Origin of the sequence: Dendronalium phyllosphericum CENA369 (assembly GCF_016056275.1) — a bacterium.
GTDB lineage: Bacteria > Cyanobacteriota > Cyanobacteriia > Cyanobacteriales > Nostocaceae > Dendronalium > Dendronalium phyllosphericum.
In genome coordinates, this window is the sequence record NZ_JAECZA010000036.1 from 19,256 (window position 1) to 39,692 (window position 20,437).

A 20,437-nucleotide genomic window follows, 5' to 3' on the forward strand; every position below is an offset into this window, starting at 1 on the left:
AGGATATATGGGCGTTGTTATCACTTTGCCATTTTTCCAACTAAACTATCGCCTTTAGTTATCAAACCCTTAGTGACTTCAATGGCGATTGAACTATAAGTTTCAGCAGCTTTATTAATTTGAGTAAGAACAGCGATTCCACCACCAGCCGCTAAACCTGTAGCTAAAAATGGGGCAATTAAACCAATAGTAAATAGGAAGAACATCGGTTGATAAGTTTTAGAATCAGCTACCAATTGTCCGGCGAAACCAACAATAATATTGAAGCAGAGTTTGCCAAAACCTACGCTGAAATATCCCACTAACCAAGTGTAAATAGACTTAGCTCCGTAGGGCAATAAAGAACCACCAACCGCCACTGGCCCAAGGAGCGCTGTCACCAGCATAGTTAATTCAATTCCCCACTGGTAAGCTCCGTTCATCCCGACTAAAATTATAGTAATAATGTCTGTTATGGCAGACCCCACGAAAGCATTAATAGGCGATAACAGTACATCTATTGGGGTGGCATTACGTTGACTTAAATCTTTAAAAGCATCAACAGCACCATCAATCGCATCAATGAACCAAGAAAACAATCCGTCAGCACCGAATTTACCTGGATACCTCTGTTTCAAATCTTCTTTTGCTTTGTTGAGACATTCTATCTGTTCTTGCTGACTCAATGACGAATTTTGACACCTGTTAATAGTTACACCAACAGCAGAGCGAGCAGCTTCGGTTCCGATTGCTTTTTCGTATGCCTCTCTAAGGTCTAGCCCAGCAGCAGTAGTTCCAAGAAGTAATGTATTTACATTGTTAATATAATTCCTAATACCTAAAGTTGATTGTCCCAAAAGATTACCGTTATTACTTAGTAGAAGGACAACTATTAAAGGCCAAATAAAATCAGTGTAAGTCCTTTGTTCTTCTCCCGCCATCATCTTTTTTGTCCATTCAATCATGAAAAAAGTTAACGTAGCCACAGCGAATAAAGCGCCAACAGTACACATATTTCTGTAAACTTCACCGCTTATAGTTCGCTCCCACAATTGGTTAAACCCTTCGGCAACAGCGATCGCATTATTGTTTGCTTCCCCCACCAGTTGACCTGTTTGTGCGAATAAATAGTACATATGGGACATATACAAAATTCTCCTGAATGCTAGGTGTTGAAAATACAAAATTGCAGTAAGTCTAGTGCCAAGTCACAAGTCGCAAGTAATAAGTAGAACGGCGCAAAAAAAACGAACTATGTAACGGAAAGTAAAGTTGAGCAAAAAGCTCTTCCCTTCTGCCCTCTGCCTCCTGCCTTGCCACAACGACAATTTTCAACACCGACCTACTTACTCCATATCGAAAGTGGGGGCTTGAGATAAAGACGCTACAATTGTTTCTATTTTTTCCATAACTAAAGTCAAGGGCAATAAACCAATTTTTCTTAACACTTGCGACTTGTTACTTGTTACTTGCGACTTGGATTGGCTTTTAATATCCGCGCACTCATAATTTTTAATCCTTAAAAGTAGGATCTAGCCGTGCATTAAGTACGACTTCATGTAATAGAGATAATCTGCCATCTTCTGAGGAGTTCTCCTTTTTCCGTTGGGAGTCAAGACTATCTGCCACTTGCGTCAGCATCAGGTTGGAGTAAGAAGTATCTTGCCTAGCCATCAAAGAGTCTGTACGTTGCTGTGCCAGCATGGAGACAATTAAGCCATTTTGAGCAGCGATCGCTTTGAGAACATTTTGAGAGGCATCCATATTCTGAGCTTCATCAACAATACTTTTTGCTTGCTGGGCGATCTGTGCAGTAGTGTCAATCTTGGCTTGAGTTTGTTGTTGTCCATCTTTGCTGATAACACTAGCGACAGAAGCCAGAGTTAGTTGACGCTCTAGCTCTTGTGCGTTCTGTTGAGCAACAGGATAAGAATAATCATCCTTGAGCGAATCAAATAATTGTTCGCTTGATGCAATTGGGTCAGGCGCTCCCAATTGTCCGATAGAATTGTCAATTGCAGCATTAGCGTTTTCTTTGATGCCAGCCCAAGCGTTGTTAATTTCTTCCTTTGCCCAGGCTTGAATTTCCCCAACTTCAGTTTTAAGATCCGAAGCGATAGAACTAAAAAAATCGTTACTACTGATACCATAACTAGGCGCAGCGATAAATAAACTGCTAAAAGTAGTAGCAGCTATCGCACTAATAGTTAATTTATTCATGATTGGTTTCATGACTTACGCTACCTGCTATGAATGTGATTTTAAAATTAACCCTTTGGCGAAATCTGATAAATTTTCACCGCGAATCATCCTGATATAATCCTCACTAAACTTGACTAAACCTTGCAGAGGATTATGTTGATAGTGTTTAAGAAACAGACTGCGTAATTCCTGTTCGTTGGGATTATTAGCAACGGAAGCTAATAAACAGTAAGCAGGGTAATATCTACAGAATGTGAGTTTGCCATTATCATCTAAGAGCCAATTAGAATAAATCCCCTCCTTTTTCGGATAAAAAGCTTCCGTACTGTTGACCCTAATAATTTCGGTAGGATACTTGAAGCGAACAATAAACGGGTCAACCGCAGATGATTGTATTCTCCCTACCAAGCGTGTAGTGATATTGCTAAATATCTTCTGTGCCGCTTTAGTTTGGTATATAGTCTCAGCTTCTTGAGCCGAAAGTATGACGCGAATACCAGACTTAGCACCATTTGCACATAATCGCCCAATCAGGTCAGCGATCGCGTCAAATTGAAACAAGATTGGTGCTTCATCAAGGAAGAATATCGAAGCTTTTGATGAAAGTGCGCGACGTAATGCAGCAGCATAAGCACTAAAAGCAAGTATCGCTGCATCAGCCTCACTTGATAAATTGCTGAGTGCAAAAACCAATAATTTGGCATTAGTCCTAAAGCTGGATGGGCGTGAGATTGATTGTCCGACCCTGGTACTCAACCAATAATTTATTCTCAGCCTAATTTGCTCTAATGCTTGGGAAATTTCCTGGCTATTACTATTAAATCTCCTACAAAAACTGCCAACACTATAATTAATGGAGTTCTCGCCAAACTTTGCCAATCCTCATCATTTCGGGCAGATTGAACAATCCGAACTAGACTAATACCAACATAGAGTAAAAATAAGCCTCTTAGTACGTTGAAAAACAAAACAATGACTGCATTGGTTTGCCCATTATTAGCATTACCAAAGTTGGTAGTCATCCATGTTTGAGCGTTGTTAAAAAACTGAGCATTGGCAGGAGCAGCAGCAAAGTTTAAGAGAAAAATGACTGCTAAAATTGCAAACAACACTGCATAGAGATTGGCTCCATATTTGCGTTGTAATTTATCGAAGTTTGTGAACAATGCTTGAGATTGTTTTGGCAGCGCAATGATGATCGCACTAGCAATCATAAATCCACCCATCAATATATTGTGGACGGACATCTCTGCTATCATCAACACACCAGTCGCACCCATGAGTGTAAGTGTGCCTTTTTTCGCCCTGTCATTCTTAGTCTTAGAGTCAGGTAAAAGTGTTGCTGCTTGAGCAAAATCTGGGTATCCGTAGTCAGTACGCATCTGGTTTCGTTTTCCTGATGAACGATTTGAGGAATACGCACATTCTTGAATAAGTCAACCCCAAAATCGACGTACTCTGGTACTGAAAAAAACAGAACTGTAGTACTACTATAATATTGCTCACATCAACAATCTACGTAAATAAAAATCCTTTATTTTATTATCAGTCTTTGTGCTTGATATACTCATATTCCTAACCGTTTACTAGTATAAATATTTATGCAAACTTTTCAGTAAGTATCAAATAGGGGGGATTGACTATTGGCTAGTTTTATGATGCGAAATATCGAAACTAGCTTTAAACGAATGGTACTAAGATAAGCGGAAATCATTGATATTACTGGTTTTAGGGTGTGGGGAATGAAAAAGTAACTTCTGTTTCAAAATTATTTGGTCAGATTCTGTTATCTACGTCAGTTAATTATTAGTTGTGTTCAACTTCATACCAACCCTACCCCTCTTCTTTTTGATAGCAAAAGTGATATAAAATAGATAGCAATATTTTTACAACCTATTTGCTTCTCAAAGAATCACCGCTATCAACACCGATATCATTCTTAGGCAAAATTGATAATGGTTGGATGTTCAGCCTATCGCCTACCTTAATATTGGCAGCGCCTCTTGCAAGCTCTAAAACTTGATTAGCGACTCGCCCCTTGTAGATGGGACAAGGAGTTTTGTGACACGGTTCGGCATTGTAAACCGCAGTTGTCACCACATTGTCCTTGAGATAAAAGATGTCTAATGGAAAATTTACCTTGTACATCCAGAAAGGCACATTGTAAATTTCTCCTCCCAGGTTGAATAACATTCCGCGATCGCGTGGCAAAGATGCTCGAAATTTCAGCCCTTTGTTTAATTGCTCTGGTGTGGTAGCAACTTCCAACTCAAATGTGCGCTCTGAGTGAGTGAGAATGTGTGTAACTGGTAAATCCTGGGGATGAGTTTGGACGTAACCGATGGCTACAGTGCCAATGATAATTGATACTCCAGCGACAGGGCCTAGTATGTTCAGTAACTTGAAAGCAGCAACGTATAAATCTTTCTCGGAACTGATTTTTAAAGTTTTCATGATTATCCAAAAATATCAACATTGCCGAGACTATATATAGATGAATCGATCGGGCTAGATGGTTGACCTTGTAAAGTCGCAATGTTTCGCATACTTTCAACTTTGTCAGCTTCGCGGATAGCCAAAGGGTTCATACTCTGCCTTGCTGCCAACAATGCCGACAATGTAATTTCTAGTGGTGGTAGTTCGCTAACGGACAAAACATCGTCAGGGAACATTTGACAGAAACAAGAGATAGCAGCACGTTCTACAATAGCCCCAATCTCCGCACCTACACATCGCTGCGTGGCTTTGAGTAACCTTTTCCATTCATCTTCACTGTAAGCATCGCCCCCATTATGAAAACGAGTATCAAATCGAGCTAGGTGCAGAGTGAATATTTCGTGCCTTTCTCCATAGTTTGGGAGATCCACCTTAAAAATCTCGTCAAAGCGTCCACTTCTGGTTAACTCTGGTGGTAGCCATTCAATATTGTTAGCCGAAGCTATAATTAAAACTTCACTCTTCCGCTCTTGCATCCAGGTCAAAAGCATACCAGCTAGGCGTTTGGATAAATCATCATCCCCGGCAAATCCTTTGTCGAAATCGTCAAGGTATAGAATGATATGGTTAATTCGGTCTACGAGTGCGAATAAATTCTTGAGCTTATATTCAGCTAGATTGCCATAGCTGCGGAAACTCCCCCACTCCAAAATAATCAGAGGTAGCCCCAATTGCTGAGAACAAGCTTTAGCCGAGTAAGATTTTCCTGTCCCAGGCGGGCCGATTAGTAAAATCCCCTTGGGTAAGCGCAGATTATAAGCTTGAGCCAGTGAAGTTAACAAACGCTTGTATCGCCTAAAAGCTTCCTGCATCAGTTCCAAACCGCCGACTGAGATGGTTGGTGGTTGCAGAAATTCAATATTGTAAACTCGCCGGAGCAGGTCGATTTTGTAAGCAGAGAGTTTTTTTATTAACTCATCTGGTGTAATTTCAGGAGCGATCGCTTGCTGAATGCCAGAGTCAATATCTGCTAAGTGCATTCCCACACTGGCGATCGCAATCGCATGAATTTTAACTTGACTAGAATCAGGTAATACTTGGGGTAAGTAAGTGCTTATTTCCTCGATAGTTGGCAGTTGTTGAATGAGTGTCGGAACTTCGGGGGCAATGTCAGATGAGAGACTGGCATTTGGGCCTAAGAGTATTGTTGTCTTGTTAGCTTTGTAATTGTAGAGCTTCAGGTTAATTAAAGCTGATTTAATCCACTCGGAAGTCAGGAAGAAATCGGGGTCAGTGTTAGACTCTCCCAGCCAGGGGAATATGCCCTCCAGTATGAGAATGCCCTGTAAATCGGTGGTTTTCCAAAACCGCAGAATTTCAAAGTAATGTTCGCGTCGATTTTTGGCGATCGCTTGGTATTGGTCAACTGTTTGTAAAGCCAAAGTCTCCTGATTGACAACTAACTGGTGTATTTGGTCATCTTCCAGCGTCCACAGGTAACAGTTAATGTCCAGGCGTTGGCATTCACAAGCTAGATTGGTGAGTAGTCGGAGCCTTTCTTGCAATGGAGACTCGACAGCTATCAGCTTATTGTTAAGCTTGATTAGCGAGAATATTTGCTTTGTTAACTCATTATTCATCAGGGTTGTGAGTAAATAGCATCCTGATAATATTGATAGCCAATACTCTTTACCAGCTACTTTAGTACGGAAAAAAACAGTACGAAGGTAGCTTGACTTTTTTAGAACTATAGCTCTAATTCTTGATTGTTTTGTTGTGAGCGTTGTTGTAATTGACGGGAGAAATTGACTAATTGGCTATTCCAATCCTCAGTTTCGCACTTGAGTAACTTCGATTGTGGCAATAGTTGCTTGATAGCCCGTGCCATACTTGTGTGGGTAAAAGCTAAACTTACATGAGGCACATTCTGTAATTGCTCAACAGGCAAGGCTTTTGAGTCATCAACAGTCATGAAGACGGTTCTTTTGGGTGGTATTCCCCTGTCAAGATATTCCAGCATGGCTACGGAGATAGTGTCGATGGGAGACTGACACAGCACAGCAATAGATGTTTTATCAGTAGGCTTTTTCCCCAAAGTAAAGTAAAACCAGCAAGAGCGACGATGAGTACCTAATTCATAGCCAGAGAATGTATTAATTGTCCCCTGTAAAAATGCTCCTTGTGTCTTCCCTTTCTGATTCCGCATCAAGAACACTGCATTTGCTTTTGAGTCAGCGTAAACTATCCCCTGGTTATGTAACATTTGTACGCAATCAGAGGGTATGCCCTGCTTCTGGGTGAGGTAATGTTCTACTTGCTGCCACTGTTTCTTATCCTCAATGGGTGGAGTGAATTGGGGTACTGGCTCAGTCTGGATAATAACAGCAGCAACTTTTTGAGCGTGTGCGATCGCTGCCCTTTGAGCGCCAAGTTTACCAAATCGCTCCCCCAACCATGCGATCGCTGCTGTTTGGTTACATTTATTAACGTGCTTGACTAAATCAATAGCACTATTACCCCCTAATGAGGAACCATTGCCAAAGTCAGTAAATTGAAAGCCATCTATATTAATGATGTGGTTTCGTCCTACCCAATCATTACCTTTACGCCACAGTCCCAACTCCCAAGCAACATCATCCAAAGCTAAATCAGTTGACCACTCGGTAAACTTTTTTATTGATTGATTATCTTGCTCTAATTGCTCAATTCGTTGTCTTAGTTGTTCATTTTCAAGGGCTAAGGCTTTGGCTGTAGCTTCCATCTCTTGCTTACGCTGATTCGCTCTGTCCCGGTCGGCAGCTTTAGCCCTCAATTGCGCTGCACTTAGCTCATCAACTTCTAAGTCCCGCCCCTCTTCCACAATACGGTAAAAGTCCTTGATATCCTGGTGCTGGGCTTTACTGCCCTTAATCCCACGCTCCAGCCCAATCAGGCGCATCGTGTCATAGTACGAATCCTGAAACGCATGAATTTTCTGCCGTCCGTCAAAGAAATGATTGCAGCGCAATTGTCCTTCATCATCAATCGGCACAAAGTAAGCGTGAATGTGGGGTGTGGCTTCATCTAGGTGTAACTCGGCTCTCACAATGCGAGATCCATACTCATCGGCTAACCATTGGTGAGTCGCTTCCACCCAATCATCCAACTTTTGGGGTTCATAGTAACCGGCTTGGGTGGGGCAGTCGGGACGGAAATAACTAGGCGATGCACTTAGCAACAACTCCACGCAGTACACCGCATCAGTGCGAATCTTCCGCTTTTGTTCATGCTCGGCAATTTTGGCTAAGACTAAATCCTCTAGTCGTTCCTCTGGGTCAAGACTACCGATGAACCGAATATTTTTTTGAGTGGGATTTGCATTAGGGGTTTCTCTTTCTCGTGCAGTGTGAGATGCACTCCCTGATATGTTACCCCGCTTTAATTTTTTTAATCGAGCGATCGCGTATGCCATTTTTTATCTACGCTAAAATCTGAGAATATAAGTTTTTGGGCTGGCTAACTGAGAAACAAATATTACTCAAATTATTGCTGTTTTTTCACGGTTTAAAGCCCCTTTTAAAGCCAAATCGCTCAAATGCAAAAATGGTAAAATAACCGTAGTAAGTACGACTATTTTAAGCCATCCTACAGCACTTCTGGGGCGATTCTCCCGCTATCTCCAAGATTACACTAGTTATATAGTCACCATAAGTACAATTTTAACCTAAGTATTCAATACCTGATTTTCTAGCTTTTTGACAAAAAAATCTTGTAATATCAAGGCTTTCGGGCTATTCACTTGTCAATAATTATTGATTAATGAGAATAAACGGACTGATAACGGAATTTTTCAAGAATTGCCCAAGGGTGTTCAAAGCTAATTCAGAATTTTTGGGAATTCTTGTAGTACAAAATCAACATTCTTGTAGCATGTATTCTCAATAGACCAAGGCTTATTGAGAATAAAAAATGGGTAAAAAGTGGCTGTAATTGATTAATGGTAAGGCTTTCAAGATAAAAATTGCAAAAATCCTGGACGGCCAAGGGGACACAAAACAGCATTTTTTGAACTTTTGGCCGTCCAAAGAAAAGTCATGAAATCTAAATATTTGTGATTCCGCCTTGTGTGAGGACGGCCAGGCGGACACAAAACGGCATTTTTTGAACTTTTAGCCGTCCAAATTGATAGTGTTTATTTTGACAAAAACTGTACTGAAAAAGAAAATAAACCCGACTTAAATAGTGTAGATTCAATATTTTTAAGGAATTGTGTTATGAGGTTTAAAGAAAATGTTTAGGCGAACAAGTAGAAATAAAGTTTAAGCATTTTGAGATTACTTCATAGATAAAAAAGTGAAATTGAAGTTCTTCAAGACGAAAACTATTGAAAAAGAATTTTAAGAAAAATAAAGTTCAGTAGGTTTAAAAATAAAATGTCATAATTTCTAATATCTGCATTACCTCTGTGAGAACATTAAAATATGGCAGAGATAGAACAAATAAGAGTTTCAATTAAGCGCCCGAAAGATGGTTTGGATGGAAAAGTAATTGGCTACATCAGGTCAAATCCATTTGGTTTAGAAACAGATTATTCACAAGTCATAACGACAACACTAAAAAACCACTGGCTACCTCTAGCCTTGTTTTCTTCGGGCCTGAGAGGAGAAGAATTAAGACAGATTGGCATTTGGGCAATTAGTCAACTAGAAGCACAAATTAGTTTGATTCGGAGAACTTGTGGAATAGCACCAGATCCGCTAGTGGTAACATCAAATATATCAGCGCAAGCATCAAACATAGTGGCATCGGATAGTCTATCTGTCTTAGGAATTATTTCGGGAGATGGGCAAATAAGTTCTGCTGAGGATGAAGAGCAAGACAATGAAGACGATGATGATTTTATTTCTCCGCAAAAAAATCAAGAGATGACCGAGATTAAGCGGATGTTTGGCTGGAACAACCAAAACAGGGTATGAAGATGAATAAAAGGAGTAGTAATTCCAAAGACTACACAAAAGTTGTAGTAACTATTGATTTAGGGACAAGTTCTCAGAAAGGGATAGCACAGATTTATCCAGATGGGGTTCCAATAGTTTTAGTAATGGAGCCAGAGATAGCAGATTTAGGTGTGGAGTCGGTAGAGTATTTATCAAATCAGCTTGTACAAGATACTACGGTATGGATAGGAATAGGTGAAGAGTATTTTGTCTTGGGGGCATTAGCCAAAAGTATGTTCGCGGGGACATCAGCTATTAGAGATTTGAAGTATCAATATGCCTTACCCAAAGTAGCAGCTATGTTATGGTTGGCAATTCGGCGGTTGGGAGTGAAAAACCCAGATATAGAGCTATATATACATTTGTTGTTACCAGTGGGAGAAGCGTCGGATGGGCAAACGCTCAGAGCAAAACTAGCACAGAACTTAAAAACAGGAATAATCACACCAACAGGAAGGTTAAAAGCGAAATTACGCAGCTTTGATGTCAGTCCAGAAGGGGCGGGGATCATGGCATATCGCAGTCGCAACGTCAACATTAACTATTTCCAAAAGAGTATAGGAATGCTGATGTTAGGCTATCGTAATGCCAGTTTTATTCTGTCGCACAAGGGGAATGCAATAAAAGCTGAATCTACAGATTTAGGGATGAATTGGGTGATACATCAGTTTGTAGAGCGTACTGCTGTAGGTCTATCAAAGGAAGACTCGCGTTTAATTTCAGCCTTAGCAGAAACCACTCTCAACAATTTTGATGCACTAAAGTTTCTATCGCGCAAAACCAAAGCCGAAGAAATCAATGCTGATGTAGAATTGTTTTGTCGGATTTTACCGATAGTTCGCCAAGAGTATTGCCGTGCATTGTGGCGCTGGTTGAGAAATATTGCCCAAATGGATGAAATCTTAGTTTGTGGTGGGACAGCAAAATTTATACGCCAAGAGCTAACCGAACATTTTGATTTTGAAGGCATCCCCATTTGCTGGAATGGAGGAATGGAACTACCTAAATATTTAGACACAATGGGATTAGGCGATAGAATAGCCGATGTTTGGGCATCCCATATTAGCCATATCAAATTTTTAGATTGTGAATTTGGTTACGACCGCCAAGACAAACCCTTAGTTCCTGATTATTATGTTCAACCATTCAATGGTTCTAAACTAGACACGGAGATTTGGCAAAGGAACGGTTATATCACTACTAGCCAAGGGATTTAGGGTAGTTTGCATTTGTGCGACAACTGTTGCTACTAATGAATGCCGTCTAATGTTAGACAGAGATTCTGTCTAACATCGCTAAAGCTTGTGCCTTTTAGGGTTTGGCTTTGAATAGTGTTTTCCAAGCAGGCGATCGCCTTCCCGCAGGGTGGAGCATCGTCACGCAACTCCACTCCTCTCAATGTATTTTCATAGTAGTGGATGAAATTAGTAAAGTTTCTGCCCAGAACTATCTCAATCAACAATTGCTCAAGATGGTTGGATCGAACACTAAGCGTGAAGAATTAAAATTAGCGAATTAATAGTTATGGCTGAAACGACACAGTTGCAGGTACAAGAATTAGCACGATTCGCCCAAGAACAACAATTCAATGAGCAATATCGCCAATATTTTGGGGATGTTTGGGACGAAGCTGGGGTAAAAGATATCTCTCAAATGACAACTCAAGATGCACAACAGACATTGAAAGTCCTGGCGGATAGTGAAGCATCGCCCCAATTCATCAAATCTCTACTAGCACAAGCTGCGGTCGATGGTGCGCCACCGCAGGTTTTGGAGTATTTTCTGAGCAGCGATATTGACTGTGATGGACGCACTTTGGCTCAGGAGATTTTTCAGGATGGGACAAACCCACTGGAGTCAGATACACCCCAATTTTCCTCCAAAGCACAGGTTCTATCTCCATCTCCACAACCGGGTTTGGAATGGGAGATTTGAAGAAGAATTCACCAAGCCAGAATCAATGAGTGAGGGATTCAAACCCGCCACTCATGTTTACCCTTGGCGTTCCCGTTCGCCCTTGGCGTTCCCGAAGGGTAGGGTAGGGTATGGTAGACCACTAAATCTTCTCCTGTCGGAGACGCTACGCGAACAATAAGCGTGGGGTGCAAAAACGCCGTCTATTCATCCACTCTACGGGTTCGGCAGTTACTCCACTTGGGCTTTGCCCAAGACCGTACTGCCTCACCAGTCATACAGAATTCAATTTCTTATTCTGACTCCTGAATTCTGTTTTAATAACATATATTTTCCAATTTTCCTAGCTACTTTGGTGCTGATTTTTTCAGTACCGAAGTAGCTAGTTCTTTTTTGGAAGCATATTTAAACTTCTTGAGTTAGGTATAAAGTTCCATTTTTCAAAAATCACAGTAGGGTGTAGTTGACAAGAGCGATTACACCTGTTTCCTCAACTAACTCCTAAATCAAATGAGGCCATAATTATGACTTTATTAGGTATTGATAGACCTTTAGATATAACTCAAGTAAAACTGTGGGACGAGCGCGATTTATCTACAAGCTCTCGCCGCCGAGAACAACTAGAAATTCTCCTGTGCCAAAAAGTCCAAAAAGGAGAAGACCCTGCCTTATGCGAACAAGTTTTGAATTATCTGTATTTCTCCATATATCAACACAAGCTCAATTGCATCGCTGTCCAAAAGGAGAAAGAAAAGTCGGTCTTTGCATCCGTACAGCAAGTTTTTATTATATCCTTCGCTATTTTAGGAATGTTTGCATTCCTTGCTGCCGCTTCCAACAAGTCAGTTGTGCGATTGCCTACGGTCGAACGTAGCTCACCGCCTGCAATTCAACGGCAAGCGAATTAAGAAAACACGAGCAATATAAAAGCTGAAAGTCTTGTTTTCATAGAACTTTCAGCTTTCCCAAAATCTTAAACATTTAGCTTAAAACCAGGAAGTATCTTTATCAAAAGGTAGACTGCTGGGTTCTTCGTTGTTTCTCAAGTCTACTTCCATCTGCTGGCGGCGTTGTATATATGTTCTGTTGGAGGCAAGTCTTTCCTGCATCTCTTCTTGCCCGAAATTAATACCTCTTTCTGCATAATATGCAGACAAATCATTATAGTTATCAACTTCAATCTTCTTACGCCGTTCCATTTCTGCTAGCCACCCAGAGCTAGTACCTTTTTTTAGTTCAGATTCAATATATTCTGGCTTAAGAGTACCGTCTGGGTTGAACTGTTGTTTTTCTGTAGGAGTGAAGAAGTCGTAGGCTGTGTAAACAGGCCAAGGTTCAGGATCTGTTTCATCTAGACGTTTCCATTCATCATATTTGTTTTTAAGCCGAAGGGCATAATCATTAATTGCTGCCTCATTCATTCCCTCAGACAACATTTGTTGTCTAGCTTCCAGTTTTAAAGTCCCATCAGGATTAAATTCTTTCTGGTACATATTTATCCAGCGTTTAATTCTTGACATATATAGCTCCTAAAAATTTTCAAACAATGATTAAATAAAGTTATGTCTGTTGCATTCCAACACTTTGATACTCGATTAAATCAATGGATTCATACTGATGGTGATGATAAGAATCCTCAATCAATTTTAACTGAAAATTTAGATAATACTCTACTAAAATTTTACTTTTCCGATCAAAAATTTTCTTTCGGACATATAGATGAACACAGCAAGCCAGAGGATTTAAGAAATCATCCAAATCGACATACGCTTTTGTTGTCTTCTAAAACTCGTTTATTGTATGGTACGCCAGAATGTTTAGAAGTAATTGAGAAATTATGCCCCGACAGAAAAGATAGAGGTGCCTATGGATCAATTTTTCTAGGGGCTTGTAAAAATTCAATTCATGAAGAATTAAATATTTTGATTGTAGATGACTCTACTAAAGCTCAGGGAGAAAATGGAGGAATAATTGACAAAAAAGTTGCTTTCAAGCTAGTAGGTGATTGTTATGGGCAAATTTCTCCGCAATTATATGACAAATTAACTAAAAGAGAAGAACAGACTGATAAAAGTTATCATGTAATTCAGCACCGCTTTGGTTGGAAAGAAGGAGACGGAGAAGATACTAAATATCGATTTGGAAAAGGAACTTTAAGACCATACAACCTAGCTGAAATAAAATACGCAGACTTCAACAATAAACCAAAAATAGATTTAATTCTTCCGCTATCCAGCTTCAAAGGTACAGATAAGGATCGTCCTGATGGCCCATCGAAGCCACAAATACAACCAGGATTATACAAACAGAAAATCTGGTTAGGTGAAAAGTCCCAATCAGAGCGCGGAAAGACAGCGATATCCCAACTGCTGGCATCATTCCCTCAAGGAATTAAGGATTTTGCAGAAGAGTTAGAAACACAGGCTCAAAAATTAGCTGATAATCAAGACGACCCCAGAAAATTGGCGCAGCTGTACTGTGAGAAATACGAAAAGCGTAAGGCATTCACAGAGTCACAGAAAGAATCTTTCTCTCAAGAAATTAATTTAGCAGTTGCCGATGGTTCATTATTAACACAGTTAGAATCGCTTGCTCAGAACGAAAATAATGAAGAATTGGAAGTAGATGCTAATAATGATGAGGAACTTGATAAATCTCAACAGAATGATTTATTAATGTACAAAATCATCAAAGCTGATTTAATGGGAGGACATAATCAGCTTTTGGAAACAGAGAAGGTCAGGAAAGAACTTAGTAAATTCGTTCAAGGTGAGTGGCGGGATATTGCATTGGGACGGACTCTAACTTTTGACCGAGCCATGATTATTCCATCGAAAGAACTGAAGAATGGTGAAATTTGTGTGCCTTGGATGAATGAAGGAGAAAAGGTTCTGAACTTTCGCTCACCATTCCTCAACTCTAATGGCTTGTGCGTTTCGACTAATAAGCTTGTTGAAGACTCTATAGCTCCAGATGGAACAAATTTAAAAGGCATTATCGTAGTCAATGATGAAGACCATAAACGTATCAAAGCAAGGCTAGGAGAAAACGAAGTCGCACCACCCGAAACAGAATCAGAACGACAGGGGCGAGATTTTGATGGTGATTGTATTGGCGTAGCACTAGCAAGCAAGTATCCAAATTTTACAGCAGAAGCAGAGTACAGAAATCAGATAGAAAATGCTTATCGTCCAACTATCAAAGAAAAGAAACAATCATTTTATATAAATGGAGAGCAACCACCATTTGAAGAAATCGCTATCCACATGAGCGATAGTATCAGCGTGGGCGTGATTAATAATCAAGTGACCGCGCTAGAAGCACTAGAATCAGAAATCGAGATATTAAAAACTTACGGAACACCTGAGCAAAAGTCTGAGTATTTAGATAAAGTATCACATCATTATCAAAAATTATTAGCGGCAGAGAATTACGAAGAACCACTACCAATTAGAAAAGAATATAAGTCTTATATAAAAGAGTTTGTAGCTTTAGCAAGTTCACCGAAAACGGATGCAATCATCTCTCAAGCGATGGATGTCAATCGCCAACTATATCGAAAAATGATTGAAGAGGCTTGTTATCATAACCAAATAGCTGTAGATTTATTCAAAAGTTCTAAAAAGCCAGAGATGGGCTTAATTAAAGAAAATAATCGCTATTTGTATCGTCAAGTTGACTATATTAGAAATAAAAAATCTACCGCAGTCTATTTAAATACAGGGATAAAAACTGAGGGCTATTCACCAGTTGAGTTGTTGATTAACCAAACTAATAAATACTTTCAACAATCGCAGTTAGAATCACGCCCCATAGTTCAGTTTCAGGATTTGTTTAGGGGAGTAGAGTTCACCCCACAGCAGAGATTGAGTGCGATCGCAGCCAAGCATGAATTCGACAAGTTATTCAATGCTGCTGTTGCAATAGAGAGGCAGCGTGAGAGCGAACGTGGCCCCAGTGCCATCATCCAAACGCAGCAGGGGACTAAACTAGAAATCACGAACCTCGTTCGCTACAAGCATCCCCTGATTTGGAAGGCACAGACAATCAACCTGAAGCTGGAGGTGGATAAGCGTTCGTCAAAGTTATTGGCGATTGCCCAGATTGACAACGAAGTTGGAGATGATGGGCAACCACAACATAGGAAACTGGGAACAGTCAGCCCTCAATCAGTTGAAGAATATGGACTCAAGCCGGGAATGACCACGAGTAACTCAAAACTGGTTGAATTGAAACCCGAACTCAGTCGAGGACAAACCAAGTTGATGTTTCAACAAGCTTATGCAATGGCAGAAGCATTTCGTTCGAGCATACCAGAACATGAGCGATTATCAGCAGCGGCAGCGGTATGGAATGTTGGGGCGGCGAGGCAGGATGAATTAGAAGACAAGGAATCGAACGCCAAATCTCAAATCCACAAAAAAACTCCAAACTTTGTATTTGCGGCATTTGGAGATGAAATTATCTCCCGATTGAATCAGTTGCAGTTTAGCGCCATTCGAGTAGGGACTTTGGGGAATGAGGCGAACAGCTTCAAGGACAAGGTGTGGAACCTAGATGAGAAATACTCGATTGAAATCAAAGCATCTCACCATCCACCTGGGCATGAACGCCATGCTTCGAGATTGTTATTTGTGCAAGATAGCGACGGTGAATACAAAGAGTTCGCTATGCTAGAGCCAAGAACGGGACAATTACCTATCGGTACAAAGGCGATTGCTAACATTCTGCCTGGAGAAACATACACAGCTTCTGCCACAATTTCTCTGACAGGGACTGAGCCAATAGACTTTACCATCCGAGAAATCAAGAAATTTAGTCATGCCGAAAAAGTTTTCCATGGTCAAGAGGTGATGTTATCTATTGGGAAAGTACCAATGCCGAATGAAACAGTGAAAATCAAACTTTCGGGAAAAGTATTGGGAGAATTAGATGCTGATTCTGTCAAGCAGCTACAAGCATTTAATTATATTAAAGATGGCAATATACTAAATTTAAAACTGACAACTATTTCCGAAAGTAAAGAGCAAGCATTGGTGTTGGGTGAATCACCCAATGGAAATTTACTCAAGATTAACAAGATTAGTCATTATGATTATAAAGGTGAAACTTTTCACGACTGTGAGTGTAGAAAAGTCACTTTAGAAGTGCCATCATTAAAAACAAGAGATGCGGTTTTTCTGGATGGGGAACCGCTAGGGGTATTACATTTCAAAAAGGACAAAGAAGCTCTCAAACAACTAGGGGTTCTGAATTTTGGGAGGCTGACTCCAGTACCAGCCACATTGCAAAGTAATATCTCAACAACAATGGTGGTGAAGGTTGACCCGGATACCATTGAGTATCCCCAAACTTGGACTAAAGAAAGTCAGGTGTTCGGTCAGCAGATAGTCAACTCTGAACAGCAAGCAGCGATAGAAAGAACTGCGCCAATTTTACAGAAAATCAAAGAGCGACCGACGCTGTTGTTCGCCAGTGCCGAGGATAAAGAAATTGGCATCACACGCATGGCAGTGGATAATCACAAAGTTGGGACTGTCACCCAATGGTTGAAAAAGAAGAATGTAGCGTTCGCTTATGTACCACCAGAAGATGTGCGACTCGAAACTAAGAAGGGGTTGGCTGTATTTAACCTAGCGAATGCTTCCATTCCTGAGTCGGTTTTTCAGTCCATGACCAAGAAGTTTAGTCAGGTAATTGAGTCACAGACTGAATACCAAGAGAAAGTGCGTAGTTTGCCTGAGCGACCAAAGTATCTCAAACCACCACAGTCAATTGTTAGTACAATTGAGCCAGCAAAGGTTCAGGCAGGAGTTAATACAGTGACATCACCCCAAACTCCACAGTCTACGCTACATACTAGTACAAATAAACCAAAAGTTGCACCATTGGTAATATCTGGCAAGCCCATCCCCATGAATTACCCCCTGATACTGCATGGTGAACAAAATCCTTTACCAGTGGATACCTGCATTGATGCAATGCGGGGGCATGGGCGTACTCATACTACAAGAGCGTATGAACCCTATAGACAATATGGGTTTAAGGAGGGGGATATTGCGATCGCTACCGGCGGCGGTAAACAAGTTGCCTTTCGAGTTGGGAAACAGTATCAAATTTCACAGCAGATGATCGCTGACCCCCAATATCAGCAGCAGTGGGCAAATATGGAAAAGCACTCTGGTAAAGCACTGCCAGAATTATTCACTCTTAAACCCCAGGTGTGGGGTTTACACATGGAACCCTTGGGGGATTACGTGGATGGCAAGATAGTGCCTTTTGGGCAGCAGCAAAACAAAGCCGTCCCCAGCCAAGAGACTCAACCGATAACAATAGAAGACTTACGCTCATGGTGGCGTACAGCTGATAAATTGGGAAAACCAGAACCATACAAGCAACGCATTGTCGAAATCGCCAACGAGTTCAAGGCAGGCGGTCAGTTGTCGCCCCAGGCAATAGAAGCAATGCAAAAAGATTCAGTCAACCGAATCGCCCAAATCGCTCATAAAATCATGTCTACTTTGGGTCAAAAGAGGGATGATGGTACGACTCGTGTCCAAGGGAAGATTTATGATGTCAGCTTCAATCCCGATCAACGTTCTTGGGCGATCGCGCACAAAAATGGCGATGTAATTTTGAGTGTGCAATCTGGGAGAGTGGAAATCAACAGATTGACTCCATTCGTATTGCAGGCTTTTGAAAATGCTAATTCTCAACTTGATAAAAGTCTAGAAAAAAATAAAACACATATAGTAGGAATACAAAGATAAACAATCTATCTTCGACTCTTCCAGTATCCAGGTTCTCGGCTGCAATGCATCACTGCCAAAATCAAAATGTAGTCTTGCTCAATCGTGTAAATAATTCCATAAGGAAATTTGCGTGTCAGACATTGCCGAATATCTTCATCAATCACTATGTAACGGGTAGGAGATTGCCTTAGACGATGAACTGCATCTTCGACAACATCAATAAAAGCCTGTGCTACCTCAACCCGTTGTTCCATGTAATATTGAACTGCCTCAGCATATTCTGTGAGAGCTTCGGGGTGGAATACATACCTCATTATTCGAGTAACCGTCTTACTTGAGCCAGAGCTTCTTCTCCCGGAATTGGCTGTACAATACCGTCTTGAACTTCGTTTCGTCGTTTTCTAGCTTCAGTAGTCCAAGCTGCTTGAATTGCTGGATCGATATCAAATTCAAGGCTTTCGACTAGCTTTTCTGCTAACAATGCTCTATAGGCGCTAGGAAGAGCTAGAATCTCCTGTGTCAGTTGCTCGATCGATCGCATAAATCCTCACACAATCTGGAATTCTGCACACATTCTAACAAACATATGATTTGCCTAAAGCTTGAGATAGAGGCTTGACAAATTTTTTTGAGTGGGCGAAAAATAAAGCGACAGGGAGTACCCGTCGCCTTTTCAAAATCACCCAACAATCACAATCACCGCCGCCAAAACACCAGCAGCGCGATTGCTCGTTGGCACAAACAACCGCTTGCACCAGTCAATGATTTCTGTAAAGCAGCCAACGCTCACTAGTCGCTCGGCTAAGGACAGAGCATTGACTAGCTCGATAGAAAAACACCTCTTTTTGTGTGAAGATATGAGTATGTGCTGAAAATTACCGATATTCAGTTACTTGTATGACTAAGTTACCAAATTAAATCGTGCTGTAGTTTAAGGCAGGTTCAACCGTTTACGCGCACCAAAGCGAAACAGCTTATCTGGTAGTATCGCTCTCAAACGAGGCAACCATTGTGCCTCATGGCCAACACGGTAACGTAATCGTGGTGATGGCAAAGAAGCAATACGGACAACTGCTTGTGCAACTCGATCGGGGTTATCGCCTTGTGCGATTGCGCTTTGGACAGATGAAATGATAACATCGCGCACGTTGTCGTAGTCACTACTAATTTTCGTGGGTTGTAACATGGCTTGGTTGAAGTTGGTTTTGAAATAGCCAGGCTCAACTAAAGACACTTGAATATTAAATGGGTCTAATTCTACGCTCAGTGCTTCACTGTAACCTTCAAGTGCAAATTTGCTTGCAGAGTAAAAACCCTGACCGGGTGCGCCAATCAATCCTGCCACCGAACTCATATTGATAATCTGCCCACTACGCTGCTGTCTCATGATGGGCAAGACAGCATTAGTCACACGCACAACACCCCAAAAGTTGGTTTCAAAAATTTCTTGAGCTTGGTCCAAAGAAGTTTCTTCAATCATACTGGCATGAATTTGTCCAGCATTATTCACCAGTACATCTATACGATTAGTTCGCGCGAGCAATTCATTGATACACGATTGCACGGAAGAATCAGACCTAACATCCAGCCTCAACATTTCTACGCCGAGTGAAGCCAGATGTTCTTTGCGACTGGTACCAAAAACACAATAACCCACAGCAACCAATTTTTGAGCAATTAGCTGCCCAAACCCAGATGATGCACCTGTAACTAGCACGACTTTTTGGTTAGTCATCAGTTTTTAGTTAAAAGCCTTTTGTTCATGATATTCAGAGATATGCTTGTATACCTCTTGGGGAAATAGTAAATAATTATAAACATTATGCAGACATGGCCAGTTGATACAAACATTCGCTTGCATTCCTCGATAATTTCGGTGAAGCAATCAACGGACACCAGAGAGCCAGCCAGTCAGAGGGCATAGAAGACCATATTGCCAATAGCATTAATGACGCTGAAAAGGTTACAGGTTATGGCAAGAACAATGGTACAAATAGAGCTTGTTTTCTAATATCCCATTCCTGATAGGGAGCAACGCGATTTTCTGAAATCGTCGTGAAATGAGCATGGGAAGCGGGGGTAGCTGGGGGAGAAAAGAAAAAAATAGTATTTTTCGCTACTAAAACTCTACTAAATCCATTTAATTTATTTCTCTTCCCCAGCCTCCCCAGCCTCCCC

17 protein-coding genes and 1 pseudogene are annotated in these 20,437 nt (G+C 40.9%); 6 read left to right on the top strand and 12 right to left on the bottom strand.

Annotated features, from left to right (window positions below):
- Positions 1-20: 20 nt before the first annotated feature.
- The 7 genes and pseudogenes from I8752_RS11115 to mobV all read right to left on the bottom strand — a co-directional run bounded on the left by I8752_RS11115 (position 21) and on the right by mobV (position 8,068).
- Positions 21-1,124 carry a hypothetical protein gene (locus I8752_RS11115; RefSeq protein ID WP_225895598.1) on the bottom strand — a complete coding sequence of 368 codons (1,104 nt, stop codon included), beginning with the start codon at positions 1,122-1,124 and terminating at the stop codon, positions 21-23.
- A 367-nt stretch (positions 1,125-1,491) separates the two neighbouring features.
- Positions 1,492-2,199 carry a hypothetical protein gene (locus I8752_RS11120; protein WP_225895599.1) on the bottom strand — a complete coding sequence of 236 codons (708 nt, stop codon included), beginning with the start codon at positions 2,197-2,199 and terminating at the stop codon, positions 1,492-1,494.
- A 27-nt stretch (positions 2,200-2,226) separates the two neighbouring features.
- Positions 2,227-2,997 (bottom strand): annotated as a pseudogene (locus I8752_RS11125) (type IV secretion system DNA-binding domain-containing protein); the annotation flags it as partial.
- Positions 2,967-3,563: a hypothetical protein gene (locus I8752_RS11130; protein WP_214432374.1), complete on the bottom strand. Its 597-nt coding sequence runs from the start codon at positions 3,561-3,563 to the stop codon at positions 2,967-2,969. The pseudogene I8752_RS11125 and the gene I8752_RS11130, both read right to left, overlap by 31 nt.
- A 511-nt stretch (positions 3,564-4,074) precedes the next feature.
- On the bottom strand, positions 4,075-4,635 hold the full coding sequence (locus I8752_RS11135; protein WP_214432375.1) for a DUF192 domain-containing protein: 561 nt from the start codon (positions 4,633-4,635) through the stop codon (positions 4,075-4,077).
- A gap of 2 nt (positions 4,636-4,637) precedes the next feature.
- Entirely contained in the window at positions 4,638-6,257 is a 1,620-nt protein-coding gene (locus I8752_RS11140; RefSeq protein ID WP_214432376.1) for an ATP-binding protein, read from the bottom strand.
- 107 nt (positions 6,258-6,364) lie between these two features.
- Positions 6,365-8,068, bottom strand: coding sequence for a MobV family relaxase (gene mobV, locus I8752_RS11145; RefSeq protein WP_214432377.1), 1,704 nt, complete (start codon positions 8,066-8,068; stop codon positions 6,365-6,367).
- 1,009 nt (positions 8,069-9,077) lie between these two features.
- Between mobV and I8752_RS11150 the strand changes: the two genes are divergently transcribed.
- From I8752_RS11150 to I8752_RS11170, 5 genes are all read left to right on the top strand, one after another.
- A complete protein-coding gene (locus tag I8752_RS11150; RefSeq protein ID WP_214432378.1) occupies positions 9,078-9,572 on the top strand; it encodes a hypothetical protein in 495 nt (164 codons plus the stop codon).
- A gap of 2 nt (positions 9,573-9,574) precedes the next feature.
- Complete coding sequence (locus I8752_RS11155; protein WP_214432379.1) at positions 9,575-10,810, top strand: ParM/StbA family protein; 1,236 nt, start codon at positions 9,575-9,577, stop codon at positions 10,808-10,810.
- Between the two features lie 107 nt (positions 10,811-10,917).
- Positions 10,918-11,112, top strand: coding sequence for a hypothetical protein (locus I8752_RS11160; protein WP_214432390.1), 195 nt, complete (start codon positions 10,918-10,920; stop codon positions 11,110-11,112).
- A gap of 5 nt (positions 11,113-11,117) precedes the next feature.
- Entirely contained in the window at positions 11,118-11,528 is a 411-nt protein-coding gene (locus tag I8752_RS11165) for a hypothetical protein (RefSeq protein WP_214432380.1), read from the top strand.
- A 503-nt stretch (positions 11,529-12,031) separates the two neighbouring features.
- Entirely contained in the window at positions 12,032-12,415 is a 384-nt protein-coding gene (locus I8752_RS11170) for a hypothetical protein (RefSeq protein ID WP_214432381.1), read from the top strand.
- 78 nt (positions 12,416-12,493) lie between these two features.
- Here I8752_RS11170 and I8752_RS11175 read toward each other — a convergent pair whose 3' ends face one another.
- The gene (locus I8752_RS11175; protein ID WP_214432382.1) at positions 12,494-13,027 is read right to left on the bottom strand and encodes a hypothetical protein; all 534 of its coding nucleotides are present in this window, start codon (positions 13,025-13,027) and stop codon (positions 12,494-12,496) included.
- A gap of 42 nt (positions 13,028-13,069) precedes the next feature.
- Here I8752_RS11175 and I8752_RS11180 point away from each other — a divergent pair, with 42 nt between their 5' ends.
- Positions 13,070-18,277, top strand: coding sequence for a hypothetical protein (locus I8752_RS11180; protein WP_214432383.1), 5,208 nt, complete (start codon positions 13,070-13,072; stop codon positions 18,275-18,277).
- Positions 18,278-18,282: 5 nt separating this feature from the next.
- On the opposite strand, the gene I8752_RS11185 is transcribed toward I8752_RS11180, so the two are convergent.
- The 4 genes from I8752_RS11185 to I8752_RS11200 all read right to left on the bottom strand — a co-directional run.
- Positions 18,283-18,573, bottom strand: a complete 291-nt coding sequence (locus I8752_RS11185) for a type II toxin-antitoxin system RelE/ParE family toxin (protein ID WP_214432384.1) — start codon at positions 18,571-18,573, stop codon at positions 18,283-18,285.
- Complete coding sequence (locus I8752_RS11190; RefSeq protein ID WP_214432385.1) at positions 18,573-18,800, bottom strand: addiction module protein; 228 nt, start codon at positions 18,798-18,800, stop codon at positions 18,573-18,575. Before I8752_RS11190 ends, I8752_RS11185 begins: the two co-directional genes overlap by 1 nt.
- Positions 18,801-19,190: 390 nt before the next feature.
- On the bottom strand, positions 19,191-19,994 hold the full coding sequence (locus tag I8752_RS11195) for an SDR family NAD(P)-dependent oxidoreductase (RefSeq protein WP_214432386.1): 804 nt from the start codon (positions 19,992-19,994) through the stop codon (positions 19,191-19,193).
- A 235-nt stretch (positions 19,995-20,229) separates the two neighbouring features.
- Positions 20,230-20,437, bottom strand: a 208-nt coding sequence (locus tag I8752_RS11200) for a hypothetical protein (RefSeq protein ID WP_214432387.1), incomplete at its 5' end; no start/stop codon positions are given.